Origin of the sequence: Rahnella laticis, from assembly GCF_015644585.1 — a bacterium.
In the GTDB taxonomy this organism is placed as follows: domain Bacteria; phylum Pseudomonadota; class Gammaproteobacteria; order Enterobacterales; family Enterobacteriaceae; genus Rahnella; species Rahnella laticis.
In genome coordinates, this window is the sequence record NZ_JADOBI010000001.1 from 159,522 (window position 1) to 178,487 (window position 18,966).

An 18,966-nucleotide genomic window follows, 5' to 3' on the forward strand; every position below is an offset into this window, starting at 1 on the left:
TCGCGGGTTTTTGTTTGTCTGTGTTAAACCGGTTGTTCCGGGAATGTCAGCGTATTCCCCGGCGCTTCACGGTTAATATGCAGGAAATTCAGATGACGTTCGTACTGGTCCAGAATGTCATTGATCACCTGATGTTTCGTAAAGTCCATCAGGTCATTGCCCTGCGTACCTTCGAGCAGGAACGTCTCCAGCCGGTAATAGTGCGATTTCCCGGCGCGGGCGCGGTAGGTAAACGCCGGAACCGCGTAACGCACCGGCCAGATCTGGTACACAAAGTTCTGCTCTTCGCCCAGCGCTACCTGCAATTCCAGCGGCCCGATTTTTTCATCTTCCTGCGGCTCATGTTCGTTGAACGTGACTTTCGCGCCGCGCAGTTCCAGTTCCTGCGCCACTTCCTGCATCGCCGGACGGCAGGCGGTATCCATCATTTTTTGCGTATGGCGCGTGCCCGGATAATTCATGACCCGTGAAAGGCGTTGCTTCCAGTTCAGCGCCGCGTCGCTCGTCGCCGGAAGCGGTGCCAGCGTTTGCTGGGTGCTGGCGCGGCGGTAATCTTCCAGGCGCAGGGACTTATACAGCCCGGCCATGATGAAGAAAATCACAAAACTGAACGGCAGCCCCATGATGACCGTGGTGTTTTGCAGTGCAGAAACGCCGTCAGTCATTAGCATGCCGAGCGTCAGCACGCCGATGGTGACTGACCAGAAAATCCGCAACCAGTTCGGCGCATCGTTGTTAATATCCGCCAGTTTTGAGGTGAAGTTACCCAGTACCAGCGAACCGGAATCCGCCGAAGTGACATAAAACAGCAGGCCGGTGATGGTCGCGACAGACGCACTGAGCGTAAAGCCAGGATACTGCGCCAGCAGGCTGTAAACGCCGCGTTCAGGGTGAGCGATCACTTCGTTCGCAAAATCCAGATTGCCGTGCAGAATCTGATACAGCGCGCTGTTACCGAAAATCGACAGCCACAGCAGGGTGAAGACGAACGGGATGATAAGCGTCCCCAGCACAAACTGGCGGATGGTGCGGCCACGGGAAATACGCGCCAGGAACAGGCCGACAAACGGCGACCACGCCACCCACCACGCCCAGAAGAACAGCGTCCAGCTGTTCATCCACTCGGTCGGGCGGTCGAACGCAAAGGTGTTCAGCGTCATCCCCATAAACCGGTTGATGTAATCGCCGATATTCAGTACCAGCGCGTTCAGCAGGAATTCGGTGTTGCCGAAGAACAGCAGGAACAGAATCAGCCCCAGCGCCAGCAGCACGTTCAGCTCCGAAAGAATACGGATACCTTTATTCACGCCGGACGTGACCGAGACCGTCGCCATGATTACCGACAGCAAAATCAGCGCTGCCTGCACGGTCAGGTTTTCCGGAATATGGAACAGTACTTTCAGCCCGTAGTTCAGCTGCACAACGCCGATCCCAAGCGTTGTTGCAATCCCAAAAATTGTCCCGACGACGGCGGCGATATCCACGCTGTGGCCGATAGGCCCGTTGATTCGCTTGCCAAAAATCGGGTAGAGCGCCGAACGGATGGTCAGCGGCAGGTTATAACGGTAGCTGAAATACCCCAGCGCGATGCCCATCAGCGCGTACATCGCCCAGCCGGTCAGCCCGTAGTGGAACAGCGTCCAGGTCATCGCCTGCCGCGCGGCTTCCAGGGTCTGGCCGTTGCCTTCCGGCGGCAACATGTATTGCGTTACCGGTTCGGCGACCGAGAAAAACATCAGGTCGATGCCGATCCCGGCGGCAAATAACATCGCCGCCCAGCTCATCATGCTGAATTCGGGTTTGGATTGTTCAGGGCCTAACTTGATCGAACCGAAGCGCGAACAGGCTATGAACACTACAAACACGATGTACAGCGTCGCCGCCAGCATGTAATACCAGCCGAAGGTGGCGGATACCCAGTTGAGCGTCAGGCTGATCCATTTTCCCGATAAATCGGTGAAGAAAATGGTCATCAAAGTGAAGGCTAAAATCAGACCGGCGGAGGTGAAAAATACCACCTTGTTAAGCTGGTCACGTGGTTTCTCAGGTAATTTCTCTTTCGTATCGGCAATCGCCATCTTTTCCCCTGTCTTGTTAATTATTCACTGTTTTTCAATAAATTGGCGCTAAATTCATCTCAATAATCATACAAAATACTAACGTATTGGTAATAAAATATATGCATTTTTAATTGAACGTTCAATCAAAAAAAAGTTAAATAGGTGACGTCAGAGCGTTAACAAGGTTGGACGAAAGCGTAAAAAAACGGTTTTTTAAGCGCGTCTCAACCCGCTCATTTTCAGGAGCCGGATCCATGCCCAAAGTAGGAATGCAGCCCATCAGACGGCAGCAATTGATTGAGGCAACGCTGGCCGCAGTGAATGAAGTTGGGATGCACGATGCCTCGATTTCGCAAATTGCGCGCCGCGCAGGCGTCTCCAACGGCATCATCAGTCACTATTTCCGTGACAAGAATGGGCTGCTGGAAGCGACCATGCGCTATCTGCTCAGTCATCTGGGGGAAGGGGTGCAGTTGCGGTTGTCGCAACTGACGGATACCGCACCGACGGCGCGGCTGCATGCGATTGCAGAAGCCAATTTTGACGACAGTCAGACCAACAGCGCGGCGATGAAAACCTGGCTGGCCTTCTGGGCGAGCAGCATGCATCACCCGCAGTTGTACCGGCTGCAACAGGTCAACAGCCGCCGGCTCTATTCAAATTTATGTTCTGAATTCAGGCGTTTTCTGCCCAAAGGCGAGGCGCGACTCGCGGCGCAAAGTACCGCTGCACTGATTGACGGCCTGTGGCTGCGCGGTGCGCTGAGCGGTAAGGAATTTAACCGCGCCGAGGCGATGCAAATTACCCGCCGCCACATTGAGTCGCAGCTGGTTACGCCGTAATTCACGCAGAGAATCCATCAGACCGCACAGACCGAGGAGAGATTTATGTCCCGCTACGGCAAGCAAAAACTTTATATCAACGGGCGTTTTCAGGACAGCACCGGGGATGACACCTTCGACGCCGTGAATCCGGCCAATGGCGAAGTGATTGCGCAGGTGCAATCCGCCACGCACGCCGACGTTGATCTGGCGGTGAAAGCCGCGCAAAAAGGCCAGAAAGTCTGGGCAGCGATGACGGCCATGAGCCGTTCGCGCATCCTGCGCCGTGCGGTAGATATTCTGCGCGACCGCAACGATGAGCTGGCGGCGATAGAAACCGCCGATACCGGTAAACCGCTGTCCGAAACGCTGGCAGTCGATATCGTGACCGGCGCAGACGTGCTGGAATATTACGCCGGATTAATTCCTGCCATTGAAGGCCAGCAGATCCCGCTGCGCGATTCTTCCTTTGTTTACACCCGCCGCGAACCGCTGGGCGTGGTGGCCGGGATCGGCGCGTGGAATTACCCGATTCAGATTGCGTTGTGGAAATCCGCACCCGCGCTGGCGGCCGGTAACGCGATGGTCTTCAAACCCAGTGAAAATACGTCACTGACCGCACTGAAGCTGGCGGAAATTTACACCGAAGCCGGCGTGCCGGACGGCGTATTCAGCGTCGTCACCGGTGCGGCAGACGTCGGGCAGGCATTAACGGATCATCCTGACATCGCCAAAGTGTCTTTCACCGGCGGCATCAAAACCGGCAAGAAAGTGATGGCCAGCGCGTCGGCATCGACCCTGAAAGAAGTGACGATGGAACTCGGTGGCAAATCTCCGCTGATTATTTTCGACGACGCGGATCTGGATAAAGCCGCCGACATCGCCATGATGGCGAATTTTTACAGCTCGGGGCAGGTCTGCACCAACGGCACGCGCGTATTCATTCCGAAATCGCTGCACAAAGCTTTTGAGGCCAAAGTGCTGGAGCGCGTGAAACGCATCCGTACGGGTGACCCGACGGATGAGAACGTCAACTTCGGCCCGCTGGTCAGCTTCGCGCACATGGAATCCGTGCTGCGTTACATCGAAAGCGGCAAACGCGAAGGCGCAACGCTGCTGACCGGCGGCGAACGCGTCACCACCGGCGACTTTGCCCGTGGCGCTTACGTTGCCCCAACGGTCTTTACCGACTGCCGCGATGACATGCTGATCGTCCGCGAAGAAATCTTCGGGCCGGTGATGAGCATCCTGACCTACGAGAGTGAAGAAGAAGTGATCCGCCGCGCCAACGATACCGAATACGGTCTGGCCGCCGGGCTGGTCACGCAAGATCTCAACCGCGCGCACCGCGTGATCCACAAGCTGGAAGCCGGGATTTGCTGGATCAACACCTGGGGCGAATCCGCCGCAGAAATGCCGGTGGGCGGTTACAAACATTCCGGCGTCGGGCGCGAAAACGGCGTCACCACGCTTGAGCATTACACCCAAATCAAATCCGTGCAGGTCGAACTGGGCGAATTCAGCTCAGTCTTTTAATCCGCCGCAACAGAGGAGATTTTAATGGATTACGATTACATCATTATTGGTGCCGGTTCCGCCGGCAACGTTCTCGCCACCCGACTGACCGAAGACAGCGCCGTCAATGTCCTGCTGCTCGAAGCCGGTGGCCCGGATTATCGTCTGGATTTCCGCACGCAGATGCCTGCCGCGCTGGCTTTCCCGTTGCAGGGGCGTCGTTATAACTGGGCGTATGAAACCGACCCGGAGCCGCACATGAACAACCGTCGTATGGAATGCGGACGCGGCAAAGGGCTGGGCGGTTCGTCGCTGATCAATGGCATGTGTTACATCCGCGGTAATGCGATGGATTTCGACAACTGGGCAAAAGCGCCGGGGCTGGAGGACTGGAGTTATCTGGATTGCCTGCCGTATTTTCGCAAGGCAGAAACCCGCGATATCGGCCCGAATGATTTCCACGGTGGCGATGGCCCGGTGAGCGTCGCGACGCCTAAAAAAGGCAACAATCCGTTATTCCACGCGATGATTGAAGCGGGCGTTCAGGCCGGTTATCCGCGCACTGACGATCTGAACGGGTATCAGCAGGAAGGTTTTGGCCCGATGGACCGGACCGTAACGCCGAAAGGTCGACGCGCCAGTACCGCTCGTGGATATCTTGATCAGGCAAAACCGCGCGCGAACCTGACGATTGTCACGCATGCCATGACCGACAAAATCCTTTTTGAAGGCAAGCGTGCCGTGGGTGTCAGCTATTTCAAAGGTGACGGCGATAAAGCGGTAAAGGCCAAAGCGAAGCGGGAAGTGTTGCTGTGCAGCGGCGCGATAGCCTCTCCGCAAATTCTGCAACGTTCGGGCGTTGGCCCGGCAGAATTGCTCAATAAGCTGGATATTCCGGTGGTGCATGATTTGCCGGGCGTCGGCGAGAATTTACAGGATCACCTGGAAATGTACCTGCAATACAGCTGTACCCAGCCAGTTTCACTGTATCCGGCATTGCAGATGCACAATCAGCCCGCGATCGGCGCGGAATGGCTGTTCAAAGGCACCGGCGTTGGCGCGAGCAATCAGTTCGAAGCGGGCGGTTTTATCCGCAGCCGTGAAGAATTTGCGTGGCCGAATATTCAGTATCACTTCCTGCCGGTGGCGATTAACTACAACGGCAGTAACGCGGTGAAAGAGCACGGTTTCCAGGCGCATGTTGGCTCGATGCGTTCACCAAGCCGCGGACGTGTGCAGGTGAAATCGAAAAATCCGCATCAGCATCCGAGCATTTTGTTTAACTACATGGCGAGCGAGCAGGACTGGCAGGAATTCCGCGATGCGATCCGCATCACGCGTGAAATCATGGCACAACCGGCGCTGGATGCTTATCGCGGCCGTGAAATCAGTCCGGGCAAACATGTGCAGACAGACGAAGAGCTGGACGCGTTTATCCGCGAACATGCGGAAACGGCGTTCCACCCGTCCTGTTCGTGCAAAATGGGCACCGACGAAATGGCGGTAGTGGACGGGCAGGGGCGTGTTCACGGCACCGAAGCGCTGCGCGTGGTCGATGCTTCTATCATGCCGCAAATCATCACCGGCAACCTGAACGCCACGACGATCATGATCGCCGAGAAGATTGCCGACAAAATCCGCGGACGTCAGCCTCTGCCGCGCAGCACGGCGGATTACTACACCGCAGGCGACGCGCCGGTACGCACCGGACCGTTAAAAAAATCTGCCTGAATGTTTTACAGGCCGGTTACAAATAGCCTTTAAGGCATGATACAAAGAGATATTCTTCGGGATATCTCTTTTTTTTGCAGCCAGATAACGGCGAATTCAGGTAAGGGCGGGGCATCTATTCATGAGCGAATCTTCATCTCTCCACTGGCAGGATTATCACCACAGCGAACTTAACGTCGCGCAGATTTACGCCATTCTGGCCCTGCGCAGCGAAGTGTTTGTGGTCGAACAAACCTGTGTTTATCAGGATATCGACGGGCAGGATCTGGCTGGCGAAAACCGTCATATCGTCGCATGGCTAGACGGGAAACCGGCGGCGTACGCACGTATTTTGCGTCATGAAGATGGCGTCGCCATCGGACGTGTGATCGTCGCTCCTTCCGCCCGCGGCCTGAAACTGGGCTACCAACTGATGGAACAGGCGCTGGCGGCGTGCCAGAAACACTGGCCGGGTGAGCGGATTGCGATTTCCGCGCAGGCGCACTTACAACAGTTTTACGGCAGACTGGGGTTTGTGGCGTATACGGAGATTTATGATGAAGATGGGATCGCGCATGTAGGGATGGAGTTTAAGGTTTAGTTTTCAATTTCAACTTTAAGGTCAAAACCGTGGGCGTCGGCCCACACCGACCAAAGACCCGGTAACGCGCGGGTCTCTGGACTCTGCGCTTTTTTAACTGCGCGCTGCCGCTGGCTGGCTATGTTTCAGGTGCCGCTGCTATTGCCGCAAAATCCCGCCGCTGCGCGGTTCCCTGCACTCGGGTTACAAACCGCGCGAAAAGATACACGGTTTTCCACCTCTCGCTACGGCGTGATTTTTGAAAGCGGCTGGGGGCTTATCTAAATTCAAAATCAGGCTGGTTTTAATCTTTTACAAAGGCAATCTGGCGCGCTCAGAAATGTTGCTGACCGTGGGTTCGAGACTTGTGGCTCGAACCCACGGGGAAGGAACCGCGCAGCGGCAAGATTTCGCGCCACACGCTGTTGTGCCAGAACATGTCCATCGTCCCAGCGGTAGCGCGCAGTTAAAGAGCCCGGGATTCTCAAGGGGCGCGGCGACAGGCGCTCCTTGAGGCCAGTTTGGGCGGCGAGCCCAAGGTCTTGCCGGTTTGGGTGGCAACCCAAGGTTTTGACCTGAGCTGAGCGAGCACCGCTCATGAAAAACCGCTCTACTCCCAATAAGCAGGCTCCCCAAACTTCTCCACCAGATAATCAATCACCACCCGCACCTTAACCGAAGCCCTGCGGGCATTCGGGTACAACGCCGAGATAGTCTGTGGTTCCGGCGACGTGGAAACCTGGTACTCAGGCAACACGCTCACCAGCGTTCCGGCGCGCAGCGCATCGCCAATCAGCCAGGTTGGGAAAACCACTAACCCCATTCCGCCGATGGCTGACTGCGTCAGGGTTTCAGCGTTATTGCTGGTGAGAACGCCGCGCAGGTTCCATGAACGCCATTCTTTTTCCGGCTGGCGGAAGTACCAGCGCTGGGAACCGGCAAACCCTTTAAAAACCAGACAACTGTGGTTTGAAAGATCGTCCGGCGTGGCCGGTATGCCTGCGCGGGCGAGATACGCCGGGCTGGCGGCGAGACGGAAATTCTGGTGCCCGAGCGTTCGTGCCTGAAGGGTGGAATCGGCCATGACGCCAATCCGGATCAGCAGATCGACGCTGTCCTGCAACGGATCGATGAAATCATCCGTCTGCATTAGTTCGATGTTCAGCCGGGGAAAACGTGTGCTCAGTTCCGGCAGCCAGGGCGCAACATGACGCTGACCAAAAACCACCGGCGCATTAATTCGTACCAGCCCGCCCGATTCGCTGCTTTGTTCCTGCAAATCCTGCTCGGCGAGATCCAGCTGTGTCAGCACCTGACGCGCATGCTCCGCCAGTAACTTTCCGGATTCTGTCGGGCTGACAGCCCGCGTGTTGCGGTACAGCAACTGCGTCTGTAATGCCTGCTCCAGCTGGGCAATAACGCGCGAAACCGTTGAAGGGGACATCGCTTCGCGTCGGGCCACTTCGGAGAAATTCCCCTGGTCGAGCACCGCCACAAACAGGCGCAAAGACTGAATGTTGATCTGATTGAAACTTTTCATCTGTGCGATTTCTGCAAAGGTATTTTCCTGATTGTGCTGTTTTTCGCATAACGTTGTCACGCTATAGTCGCCGCTTCTTAAATACCGGGCAGTAAAAATAATGAGAACAGGGCAATGATGAATCTGATGTTAATTCCGCTGGTCGTTCTGGCGGGGATGGGGCTTTCGCTGGAAGCGGGGCTTATCGGCCCGCTGGGAACCGAAGTCGGGCACTTGTGGGCGACGCTCAGCATTTTTGGCGTCGGCGCGGTGCTGACCGGTTTACTGGTGCTGTTTTTCAGCCCGCGGAATGCGCCTTCTTATACTGAGCAACCCGGCTGGCAACTGCTCGGCGGCGTGCTGGGGCCGGTATATGTCGTGGTGCTGACTATTGCGACGCCGGTGATTGGTATCGGGATGACGATGATCGCGATTTTGTCAGGGCAGGTGGCGAAAAGTGTTCTGATCGACCATTTCGGCTGGTTTGGCACACCGCATAAAAAAGTGGGCGGTGAACGCCTGCTGGCACTGGTGTTTATTGTTGCTGCACTTGTTCTGATTGCCTGGGGTTAACCAATGACTGAAATGATTATGATTGTTCTGGCTATCGTGGCCGGTGCGGCGCTGAGTATGCAGGCGGCGGTAAACGGGCAACTGGGCGAAAAGGTCGGCGTCCTGAAAAGCGCATTTCTGACGTTCAGCGTCGGCGCGGCTATCACGGCGGTGCTGATTCTGTTTCTGCAAACGCCGCAGCAGGCAACGTTGCTCACCGTACCCAAATGGCAGCTGATGGGCGCGTTATTTGGTGTGCCTTACATCATTGTGATGGTGACAGCCGTGCCGCGGGTAGGGACGGCGGTTGCTACGGTGGCCGTGATTTTAGGGCAACTGGCGATGGGAATGCTCATCGACAATTTCGGCTGGCTGGATAACCCGCAAATCGCACTGTCATGGCACCGTCTCGCGGCGATCCCCTGTCTGATTATTGCCCTGGCGCTGATTTACCGGAGCAACCGGAAAGCAGCATAAGAGCGGGGCACGGGTCGGTTTGCCTCATGCCATATAGCGGGAAAATTATTGCAGACGCGGATCAAACATCATGGGCTCGCGTTCTGCGGAATCGAGCAACGGCGCGAAATCCGGATGCTGCGGATTAAGCAGCACATTATATTCCTTCGGGACAATGACCGACGGAACCCTCAGCCCGACGTGTTCACCTTCTGCCAGCCACGCTTCGCCCTGACGCTGCGTGCTGTCCGGCGGCGAAGGGCTGCGCCAGTCCGCGGCCAGCTCATCGACCTCGAGCGTATCGAGCAGTGTATCCGGCACCTCAATACTGAGCAGAGTGTATGAGCGCATCAGCATACTGTTTTGTAAATGCACCAGAATCTCGAGGATCGCCAGTGAGATGCTGGTGGTCAGATACACCACCGGCCTGCCCGGCGGGTTCCAGCGGCCACCGTAAATCTGGGCTCCGGCACCTGTCCAGGCCGTGGCTAAATGTTGGGTCTGAATAATGCGAAACAGCTTCAACTGAATACCCCGTGCTGAAGGCGGCCAATCAGCCGGTTCACTTCCACCGCACCCGCTTCAGAAGACAACAACTCCAGCGGTCTTGAACCTGCCAGCGCCGGAGCAGGGCGGGTTATCCAGTCCAGCGCCGCGATGCGGTCGCCTTCAAAGAGATCCGTCGCCGCATCGATGGTGCGCACCAGCCGCGCCACGCGCTCGCTTTCATCGCTTTTCAGCAATCCGTTTCCCGCTTTACGCCGCGCATAATTGCGCTCGTTAATCCCCATTATTTCCAGCAAAACCATTTTCGGCCACCCCAGCTCTGTGTTCAGGCGGTTGATACTATCAACCGGAAAACCTTTCTGTATGGCATTTAGCAAACTGATTCCGCTGCCTGCGGGAAGCCCCGCAGATTCCCACAGCGGCGTTACAGCCTCTTTCATTTGTCTGGAAGACAGCCCGGTAATTTTTGAACTCATGATGTCGGTCTCCGCACCGTTAATTGTCATAACTATAGCATGACAATTAACGCTACGGTGGATTTGTGTACACCCTTTGTTTTGCTCAGATGACAGGCGGATGAAATCACCATGAAACATAAGTGTGATCAATGTCACGTTGAGCATGTATAAGGATGAAACAGAAATTGACAAACCTTGACCAAATCTATTTATTAGCTAAGAAAAGTTAACTCTTGTAGGAAGTGACTGGAAATTGCATGTTTATTGCACTATGTGCAGCAATCGGTTGCGGATCACAGTTTTAGGGTTCTATTTATGCAACGCCTGATAGTGGCAAGGCGTTGTCCCACCCCCGCTTCTGGTAAAAATATGAAAAATAAAATTATTGCAGCAGGCGCTTTGATGGCTTTGTCCTACAGCGCGACCGTGCTCGCTGATGATAGCAAGGGCGAATTTGTTTCTGACTGGTGGCACCAGAGTGTCAACGTTGTAGGCAGCGCCGACACCCGTTTCGGGCCTACTCTGCGTAACGATGTTTATCTTGAATATGAAGCGTTTGCGCACAAAGACTGGTTTGATTTCTACGGCTATATCGATATTCCTAAAACCTTCGGTGCAGGTAACGGCAACGACACCGGCATCTGGGATAAGAACGGTTCTCCGCTGTTTATGGAAATCGAACCGCGCTTCTCTATCGATAAGCTGACCGGCACTGACCTGAGCTTTGGTCCGTTCAAAGAATGGTACTTCGCGAACAACTATATCTACGATATGGGCCCGGACAGCGATAACCGTCAGAACACCTGGTATATGGGTCTGGGTACCGACATTGATACCCATCTGCCGATGAGCCTGTCTCTGAACGTGTATGCAAAATACCAGTGGGAAAACTACGGCGCAGCGAACGAAAACAGCTGGGACGGCTACCGTTTCAAAGTGAAATACTTCGTTCCTCTGACGCAGCTGTGGGGCGGTAACCTGAGCTACATCGGGTTCACCAACTTTGACTGGGGCTCCTCACTGGGCGATGACGATTTCCGTGACCTGAACGGCAATAAAGCGCGTTCTAACAACTCTATCGCGTCCAGCCACATCCTCTCGCTGAACTACACACACTGGCATTACTCGTTCGTGGCGCGTTACTTCCACAACGGCGGCCAGTGGGCTGACGGCGCTGAGCTGAACTTCGGTAACGGTAATTTCGACGTGAAATCTACTGGCTGGGGTTACTATGGCGTGATCGGTTACAACTTCTAGATTTCAGTTGTTAACCCGAAAAAACCCGGCTGATGCCGGGTTTTTTGCATTTCTGACCCTCTGATAATCCTGCGCATAACACACTTTTTTAGCTATTGAGTGAAAAATGACCACAACTACAGGCGATCCCGCCGCGCCGTTGTGGCATAATGCGCGCCAAATCACATTTCCCAATGAAGAGCGAGCGTTGTGCTAAGTACTTACAACATCACCATGCAATTCGGCAGCAAGCCGTTATTTGAAAACATTAACGTCAAATTTGGCGGCGGTAACCGCTATGGCCTGATTGGCGCGAACGGTTGTGGTAAATCCACTTTCATGAAAATCCTCGGTGGCGATTTAGTGCCATCAGGCGGCAACGTGGTCCTCGACCCGAACGAGCGTCTGGGTAAACTGCGCCAGGATCAGTTCGCATTCGAACAGTTCAGCGTGCTGGACACCGTGATCATGGGCCACACCGAATTGTGGGAAGTGAAGGAAGAGCGCGACCGCATTTATGCAATGGCAGAAATGAGCGAAGAAGATGGCTACAAAGTGGCTGATTTGGAAGTCGCTTACGGCGAAATGGACGGCTACAGCGCCGAATCCCGCGCCGGTGAACTGCTGCTGGGCGTCGGCATTCCTGTTGAGCAACATTACGGCCCGATGAGCGAAATCGCACCAGGTTTTAAACTGCGCGTATTGCTGGCTCAGGCGCTGTTCTCTGACCCGGAAATTCTGCTGCTCGATGAACCGACGAACAACCTGGACATCGATACCATTCGCTGGCTGGAGCAGGTGCTGAACGAGCGTAACAGCACCATGATCATCATTTCGCATGACCGTCACTTCCTGAACATGGTGTGTACGCACATGGCGGATCTGGACTACGGCGAACTGCGCGTTTATCCGGGTAACTACGACGAATACATGACGGCGGCAACGCAGGCTCGTGAACTTCTGAGTGCCAATAACGCCAAGAAAAAAGCGCAAATTGCCGAGCTGCAATCGTTCGTCAGCCGCTTCAGCGCCAACGCCTCCAAATCTAAACAGGCGACTTCCCGTGCCCGTCAGATTGATAAAATTCAGCTCGACGAAATCAAAGCGTCCAGCCGCCAGAATCCTTACATGCGTTTTGAGCAGGACAAGAAATTGTTCCGTAATGCGCTGGAAGTGGAAAAAATCACCAAAGGTTTCGACAACGGTCCGCTGTTTAAAAACCTGGGCCTGATGCTGGAAGTCGGCGAGAAAGTCGCGATTCTGGGCGCCAACGGTATCGGTAAATCGACCCTGTTGAAAACGCTGGTCGGCGAGCATGAGCCGGAAAGCGGTTCAGTTAAATGGTCTGAAAACTCAAAAATCGGTTACTACGCGCAGGATCACGAATATGAATTCGACGATACCCTGAACGTTTTCGACTGGATGAGTCAGTGGAAATCCGAGAAAGACGACGAGCAGGCCGTGCGCGGTGTTCTCGGGCGTCTGCTGTTCGGTCAGGACGACATCAAGAAGAAAGTGAAAGTGCTTTCCGGTGGTGAGAAAGGTCGTATGTTATTCGGGAAACTGATGATGCAGCGTCCGAACATCCTGATCATGGATGAACCAACCAACCACCTGGATATGGAATCTATCGAGTCACTGAACATGGCGCTGGAAATGTACGAAGGCACGCTGATCTTCGTTTCCCACGACCGTGAATTCGTCAGCTCGCTGGCGACGCGTATTCTGGAAATGACACCGACCCGTGTCATCGACTTCTCCGGTAACTACGAAGACTACCTGCGCAGCCAGGGTATCAACACTTAATTGTTGATTCTGATAAAAAAGTCCGCAAATATGCGGACTTTTTTTTTACCTGAATTTCAGTGAAAAACTCTGAGAATCAGCAATCCCCGCAAACCTCGCAACCCGGATCTTTCATCAGGTTCATCTGGCGAAATTGCAGCGTCATGGCGTCGTACATCAGCAGTTTTCCGCGTGGCGTTTCGCCGAAGTGAGTCAGCAACTTGATAGTTTCCATGGCCTGCAAGCTTCCAATGGTGCCGACCAGCGGTGACATTACGCCGGCTTCGACGCAGGTCAGCGCGTTTTCGCCAAACAGACGGCTCAGACAGCGATAGCACGGCTCGCCGGGCTGCCACGTAAATACGCTCAGCTGGCCTTCCATGCGGATGGCAGCACCGGACACCAGCGGTTTTTTCTGCGTAAAACATTGCTGATTGAGCTGATTCCGCGTCGTGACGTTGTCGGTGCAATCGACAACGATGTCGCAGGCGGCAATCAGTTCGCGCAGCATTTCGTCATCCGCCTGAGCGTCAACCTGATTCAGCTGAATGTGCGGGTTGATTGCCGCCAGCGCCAGCGCGGCGGATGCCACTTTCGACATGCCGATTCTGGCGTCAGTATGCAGCGTCTGGCGCTGCAAATTGGACAGCGAAACGGTGTCGAAATCCAGCAATGTCAGCGTGCCTGTTCCGGCTGCTGCCAGATATTGCGCCGCCGCACAGCCCAGACCGCCGAGGCCGACAATCAGCGCGTGGCTGGCTTTCAGCTTTTCCTGCGCATCGAAATCAAACCCTTTCAAAACGATCTGGCGGTTATAACGCAGGGTTTCGGCGTCCGTCAGTTCCGGCAGCGTCGCCATGATCAGCTCCGAAGCAGGGCGTTGAAAGGTTCGATTTCTACGATTTCACCTGCGGCGACGTTTTCGCGCTCACGTTCAAGCACCACAAAACAGTTTGCGAGGCTGAATGAGCTGAAGACATGCGAGCCCTGATGGCCGGTGGTGCGTACTTCGAGCTGGCCTTCGGCGTTGGTGCTGAAAATACCGCGCTGGAAATCCAGACGTCCGGCGGATTTCTTGAGCGGTGTCACGGCTTTCGCTTTCAGGCGCGGCGGAAACTGCCAGGCGGTGTGGCCGGAAAGCTGAGCGATAAACGGTTGCACGAGCTGATAAAACGTCAGTGCAGCAGAAACCGGATTGCCCGGCAGGCCACAGAACCAGCTGTCCTGCAATTTGCCGAACGCGAATGGTTTACCCGGTTTCATCGCCAGTTTCCAGAAACCAATCTCACCCAGTTCATCGAGCATTTGCTTGGTGTAATCGGCTTCGCCCACGGACACGCCACCGCTGGAAATCACCAGATCGGCAAAGGCATTGGCTTCTTCAAAGGCTTTGCGCAGCGCCTGCGGATTATCGCGGATAATCCCTAAATCCAGAACCGTGCAGCCGAGCTGTTCGAGCATCAGACGCACGGCGAAACGGTTGGTGTCGTAAATCTGGCCTTCCTCTAACGGCGTGCCGACGGGTTGCAGTTCGTCCCCGGTCGAAAACACCGCGACTTTCAGCGCTTTCCAGACGTTAACTTCCGTCACACCTAAAGAAGCCAGCAGTGGCAATTCAGCTGCGCCAAGACGCACACCGGCAGGCAGCACGCTGTCGCCTTGTTTGATGTCATCGCCGGTGAGGCGGATATTCTGACCTTTATGCACTTCTGCGGTGAACCGCACGCCCGCTTCTGACAGGTCGGCCTGTTCCTGCATGATCACCGCGTCGGCACCTTGCGGAACCGGCGCGCCGGTCATGATGCGGATACAGGTTCCGGCAGGCCATTCACCGTGGAAAGGCGCACCGGCAAAGGCTTTACCTGCCACAGGCAGAACGGCGTCCGTATGCAAATCGGCGCAGCGCACGGCGTAACCGTCCATCGCGGAATTATCAAAAGGCGGGACGAAAACCGGGGATTTCACCGGCGTGGCGGTAATGCGGCCTGCGGCGGCAGCGAGCGGAAGAGATTCGGCATCTTTCGCTGTTTTGGACGGGACATAAGCGCGCATTTTTTCCAGCGCTTCTTCCAGCGAGATCAGACCGGCAGTATTGAATTCCATGAAAATTCCTTTGAGGTTCATCCCGGCGGAACGGGTGTTTTCACCGGAACCGGGCGGGGAATTGGAGCATGCGCATAGTATGACAGAGAAACGCGGCGAACCAAAAATTGCGGAAGGCGTAAAAACTTCGTGGGGATTCCTGAAAAATTGAGATCGATCCCAAAATTAACAATGTAACGCAGGTATGATGGTTTCCGTTATTTGTGACATGAGTCACGCAACTGTCAAATATACAGGAATAACCGGTGCTTAAAAAAAATCGCCATCAGGCCATCCTTCAGTTGGTAGAACAGCATGAAGTGTTACAGGTAAGCGAACTGGCACAATCGCTGGATGTAAGTCTTGAAACCATTCGTCGTGACCTGAGTGAAATGCAGGATAAAGGGTTGATTCTGCGTCGTCACGGCCGCGCCCGTCGTCTGGTTGCTCAGCCTGAAACATCCTGGCTAAACAGTTTGCAGCGCTGCCCGCAGCTTTAATCACGGCAGTGAAATAAGAAAAGGGAAGGCTCCGCAGAGTCTTCCCTTTTTTATGCACAATACTTTAGTAAATCAGTGTACCGGTTGCTGCTCCAGCGCTTCGGCTTTGCTGTTGACTGAGGCAAAAATCAGCGCCGCCAGCAGGAAGACATAGGCGATGGTCGCGGTATTTAGCGCCCAGAATAACCCGTACTGGCTGTACACCAGCGACGACAGCGTGGAGAAAATCAGCGTCCCGATAGTGCCGATAGTCAGCAGGGCAGACGTCAGCGTTGGCGGCGAATTTCTGACCTGCAAGCTTCCGTAGCTCATGATGCCGGAGAACAGGCCGGAATTGCAGAAGCCAAACAGACCGGCGCAAATCAGGATAAGCATCGGGTTCCCGCTGTTAGCCGCAACGGCCAGACTCACCAGCCCGACACCCGCTGAAATCAGCAGATACGTGCGCAGTTTCACGAAGCGAACGGTGAACTGATTCACAAACAGGCCGATGGATTTCACCGTCCAGTAGGTTGTGATGTAGAACGCCGCACGGTCAGCAGCCATTCCGAAATGCTCTTTCAGCCAGCTTGGCAGCCACATAGTGAACACCGGTTCTGCCAGCAGGAAAGCAAACAGCGCGAAGCACAACACCCACACCGAAACGCCCCAGCGGTGGTGCTGCTGGCCGGTTGATGATTCTTTCTCAACAGCCTGCGGAATCGACGGGAATTTCTGACCGACGCACAGCACGATCATCATCAGGCTCAGCACCGCCATGACGCCGTACATCGCCAGCCAGCTTGCGCCATGCTGGAATAAATACCCCAGCAGCAGGGACAGAATCACACCCGCCAGCGCAAAGAAGAAATCGGTGAGAATCAGGTTCGCCGAACGTTTCTTCGGATCTTCATTGATGCGCACCACCAGATAGCAGCCGATGGACATCATGATGCCGGACGCCGCGCCAATCAGGAAAACGCCGATACCGAACATGGTGATGGTCGGCATCAGGAACAGCGCGATGCAGGTCAGCACAGAGACGGTTGAGCCGGTGATCAGCTGTTTGCCCAGATTGAATCTGCGCATCAGCACGCCGCTTATCATGATCGGCAGAAACAGGCCGATGTTCATCAGCGTAAACATTTGTCCGATAAAGCCGGGGTCTTTGCCAAACGCCTGCGACACCGGGCCGATCACGATACCGAGCGTTGAAACCAGCGCGCCGGTGAAGAAATAACTCAGCCAGGAAATCATATTGATCCGCTGGCGGTTGAATGCCTGTTCCATAGACGCCTCTTATTTTCCAGCCGCTGACAGGTCGGCGAAGAACGCGCGGATCAGTCGGGTGAAATCGCCCACCGCCAGTTTTGCGCAGCTCAGGGTTTGTTCGTGGGAAAGCGGGGTGTCGGATAAACCTTCGGCAAAGTTGGTCATGGCAGAAACCGCCAGCACTTTGAGGCCGCAGTGTCGCGCAGAAATCACTTCCGGCACGATGGACATGCCGACGACGTCGCAGCCGAGGGTTTGCATCATGCGGATTTCTGCAGGCGTTTCGAAGTTCGGGCCGGTGTAGGCGGCGAATACACCTTCTGCCACGTCGATGCCCAGTTTGCCGGCGACAGCGTGAAGCTGTGCGCGCAGATCTTTGTCATAGGCGTTCGCGAGGCTGAAGAAGCGCGGGCCGAAACGGTCGTCATTCGGGCCTGCCAGCGGGGATTCCGGCATAAAGCTGACGTGGTCGTTGAGCGCAACCAAACGGCCCGGCGCGACTTCTTTGCGCATGGAACCGGCGGCGTTGGTCGCCAGCAGGAATTCACAGCCCAGCAGTTTGAAGGTGCGCACCGCGCTGGTCATCACTGACATACCGTGGCCTTCATACATATGGCCGCGGCCTTTCATACACATTACCGGTACACCTTCGAGATGGCCCAGAACCAGTTCACCGGCGTGGCCGACGACGCTGCTTTGCGGGAACCCCGGCAGGTCGTGATAAGGAATGGTAATCGCACCGGACATATCGTCACACAGCGTGCCGAGGCCGGAACCTAAGATAAGCGCGGCGCGCGGAATAAAGCCCGGAGCACGCTGGCGGATAATTGCTGCACAGTCAAACGCGTTGTTATTGAGCATGATCACTTCTCTCATTATTGGCAGTAGGGTTGAGTTGAAGGCAATGCTAGGGTGAGCGGCCTGTGGCGTCTAATACCGTTCGCCACGGGGATTTATAGTCAAAATCTATAAATCCAATATGCTGATATTTAAGGGAAAACAAATGTTGCTGGAGAAAATGTGACGCGACCATTCACCGATTCAGTTTTCGATCTCGGCCAGATTAATCTCCGCCTGCTGCACTACTTTCGCGTCGTGGCCGAGGAACTGAGTTTCAGCAAAGCGGCAGTGCGGCTCAATATGTCGCAGCCGCCGCTGAGCCTGCATATCAAAGAGCTGGAACATCTGCTCGGCACGCCGCTGTTTCTGCGTACCACCCGTTCCGTGTCGCTGACACCAGCGGGCGCGGCGCTGATGCGCGAAGCAGGGCTGATGCTCGACAGCATCAACCGTTCCTTGCATCAGGTGCGCAAAATTGGCCGGGGGGAAATCGGGCATATTCAGTTTGGTACGGTGGGCACTGCCGCGTGGGGGCCGCTGATGCCGGTGCTGAACAATTTCGGCAGGCATGCGCCGGAAATCAGCTGGTCGATTACCGAACTTACGCCGGTCCAGCAAATCGATGCGTTGCAGCTGCAAAGGATTGATATCGGCATCTGGCGCGAGGCAAAGCTGGCGCTGCCGCAGGGATTATCGAGCAAGCTGATGGGGCGTGAGAACGTGGCCGTGGCGCTGTCAGAAAATCATCCGCTGGCGGTCAGAAACAGTGTGGCGTTCAGCCAGCTGGCGAATGAAGATTTTATTCTGATGCCGATGAACACGTCGAGTCTGGGCAGTTATTTGTATTCGATGTGCCGTCAGCACGGTTTTCTGCCGCAGGTGAAACAGCAGGTGAATGAGCCGCAGACTGCGCTGGCGCTGGTGGCGAACGGTTACGGAATTACGTTGTTGCCGGAAAGCTATGCGCGGATCCACTGGCCAGGTGTGCGGTTTTGCGCACTGACGGAAATGCTGCCCGCCGATCTCTACGCCATTTATCAGGCGGATTCGGTGACACCGGCGGCAGCGCGTTTCCTGGATTTGCTCTGACGCAC

Annotated in this window: 18 protein-coding genes; 10 read left to right on the top strand and 8 right to left on the bottom strand. The window is 55.2% G+C overall.

What is annotated here, in order from left to right:
* Positions 1–23: 23 nt before the first annotated feature.
* Positions 24–2,078, bottom strand: a complete 2,055-nt coding sequence (locus IV433_RS00600) for a choline transporter (RefSeq protein WP_195812855.1) — start codon at positions 2,076–2,078, stop codon at positions 24–26.
* A gap of 236 nt (positions 2,079–2,314) precedes the next feature.
* Here IV433_RS00600 and betI point away from each other — a divergent pair, with 236 nt between their 5' ends.
* The 4 genes from betI to IV433_RS00620 all read left to right on the top strand — a co-directional run bounded on the left by betI (position 2,315) and on the right by IV433_RS00620 (position 6,707).
* Positions 2,315–2,902: a transcriptional regulator BetI gene (betI, locus tag IV433_RS00605; protein ID WP_195812854.1), complete on the top strand. Its 588-nt coding sequence runs from the start codon at positions 2,315–2,317 to the stop codon at positions 2,900–2,902.
* A gap of 45 nt (positions 2,903–2,947) precedes the next feature.
* Positions 2,948–4,417, top strand: a complete 1,470-nt coding sequence (betB, locus tag IV433_RS00610; protein WP_195812853.1) for a betaine-aldehyde dehydrogenase — start codon at positions 2,948–2,950, stop codon at positions 4,415–4,417.
* A gap of 24 nt (positions 4,418–4,441) precedes the next feature.
* On the top strand, positions 4,442–6,127 hold the full coding sequence (gene betA, locus IV433_RS00615; protein WP_195812852.1) for a choline dehydrogenase: 1,686 nt from the start codon (positions 4,442–4,444) through the stop codon (positions 6,125–6,127).
* Positions 6,128–6,248: 121 nt separating this feature from the next.
* Entirely contained in the window at positions 6,249–6,707 is a 459-nt protein-coding gene (locus IV433_RS00620) for a GNAT family N-acetyltransferase (protein WP_195812851.1), read from the top strand.
* Positions 6,708–7,296: 589 nt separating this feature from the next.
* On the opposite strand, the gene IV433_RS00625 is transcribed toward IV433_RS00620, so the two are convergent.
* Positions 7,297–8,226, bottom strand: a complete 930-nt coding sequence (locus IV433_RS00625; RefSeq protein ID WP_195812972.1) for a LysR family transcriptional regulator — start codon at positions 8,224–8,226, stop codon at positions 7,297–7,299.
* A gap of 117 nt (positions 8,227–8,343) precedes the next feature.
* Here IV433_RS00625 and IV433_RS00630 point away from each other — a divergent pair, with 117 nt between their 5' ends.
* Positions 8,344–8,778 (top strand): DMT family transporter, encoded by a 435-nt coding sequence (locus tag IV433_RS00630; protein WP_195812971.1) that lies wholly within the window; start codon positions 8,344–8,346, stop codon positions 8,776–8,778.
* A 3-nt stretch (positions 8,779–8,781) separates the two neighbouring features.
* Entirely contained in the window at positions 8,782–9,234 is a 453-nt protein-coding gene (locus IV433_RS00635) for a DMT family transporter (RefSeq protein ID WP_101075994.1), read from the top strand.
* Positions 9,235–9,279: 45 nt separating this feature from the next.
* Here the strand turns inward: IV433_RS00635 and IV433_RS00640 are convergent, their stop codons facing one another.
* Both IV433_RS00640 and parS read right to left on the bottom strand, forming a co-directional pair.
* Entirely contained in the window at positions 9,280–9,738 is a 459-nt protein-coding gene (locus tag IV433_RS00640; RefSeq protein ID WP_195812850.1) for an RES family NAD+ phosphorylase, read from the bottom strand.
* The gene (gene parS, locus IV433_RS00645) at positions 9,735–10,196 is read right to left on the bottom strand and encodes a type II RES/Xre toxin-antitoxin system antitoxin (RefSeq protein WP_195812849.1); all 462 of its coding nucleotides are present in this window, start codon (positions 10,194–10,196) and stop codon (positions 9,735–9,737) included. The genes IV433_RS00640 and parS overlap by 4 nt, the downstream gene beginning before the upstream one ends.
* 351 nt (positions 10,197–10,547) lie before the next feature.
* On the opposite strand from parS, the gene IV433_RS00650 reads away from it, so the two are divergent.
* Positions 10,548–11,435, top strand: coding sequence for a nucleoside-specific channel-forming protein Tsx (locus IV433_RS00650; protein ID WP_101075991.1), 888 nt, complete (start codon positions 10,548–10,550; stop codon positions 11,433–11,435).
* A 189-nt stretch (positions 11,436–11,624) separates the two neighbouring features.
* Positions 11,625–13,220, top strand: a complete 1,596-nt coding sequence (locus IV433_RS00655) for an ABC-F family ATPase (protein ID WP_152324245.1) — start codon at positions 11,625–11,627, stop codon at positions 13,218–13,220.
* A 76-nt stretch (positions 13,221–13,296) separates the two neighbouring features.
* Here the strand turns inward: IV433_RS00655 and moeB are convergent, their stop codons facing one another.
* Together moeB and moeA are read right to left on the bottom strand one after the other, a co-directional pair.
* Positions 13,297–14,058 carry a molybdopterin-synthase adenylyltransferase MoeB gene (gene moeB, locus IV433_RS00660; RefSeq protein ID WP_195812848.1) on the bottom strand — a complete coding sequence of 254 codons (762 nt, stop codon included), beginning with the start codon at positions 14,056–14,058 and terminating at the stop codon, positions 13,297–13,299.
* A gap of 2 nt (positions 14,059–14,060) precedes the next feature.
* Entirely contained in the window at positions 14,061–15,302 is a 1,242-nt protein-coding gene (gene moeA / locus IV433_RS00665) for a molybdopterin molybdotransferase MoeA (protein WP_195812847.1), read from the bottom strand.
* Between the two features lie 245 nt (positions 15,303–15,547).
* Between moeA and IV433_RS00670 the strand changes: the two genes are divergently transcribed.
* Entirely contained in the window at positions 15,548–15,781 is a 234-nt protein-coding gene (locus IV433_RS00670; protein WP_101075987.1) for a DeoR family transcriptional regulator, read from the top strand.
* A gap of 72 nt (positions 15,782–15,853) precedes the next feature.
* On the opposite strand, the gene tsgA is transcribed toward IV433_RS00670, so the two are convergent.
* A complete protein-coding gene (gene tsgA / locus IV433_RS00675; RefSeq protein ID WP_195812846.1) occupies positions 15,854–17,050 on the bottom strand; it encodes an MFS transporter TsgA in 1,197 nt (398 codons plus the stop codon).
* Between the two features lie 9 nt (positions 17,051–17,059).
* The gene (gene xapA / locus IV433_RS00680; RefSeq protein WP_195812845.1) at positions 17,060–17,893 is read right to left on the bottom strand and encodes a xanthosine phosphorylase; all 834 of its coding nucleotides are present in this window, start codon (positions 17,891–17,893) and stop codon (positions 17,060–17,062) included.
* Between the two features lie 159 nt (positions 17,894–18,052).
* Here xapA and IV433_RS00685 point away from each other — a divergent pair, with 159 nt between their 5' ends.
* Positions 18,053–18,961 carry a LysR family transcriptional regulator gene (locus tag IV433_RS00685; RefSeq protein ID WP_195812844.1) on the top strand — a complete coding sequence of 303 codons (909 nt, stop codon included), beginning with the start codon at positions 18,053–18,055 and terminating at the stop codon, positions 18,959–18,961.
* Positions 18,962–18,966: the final 5 nt, after the last annotated feature.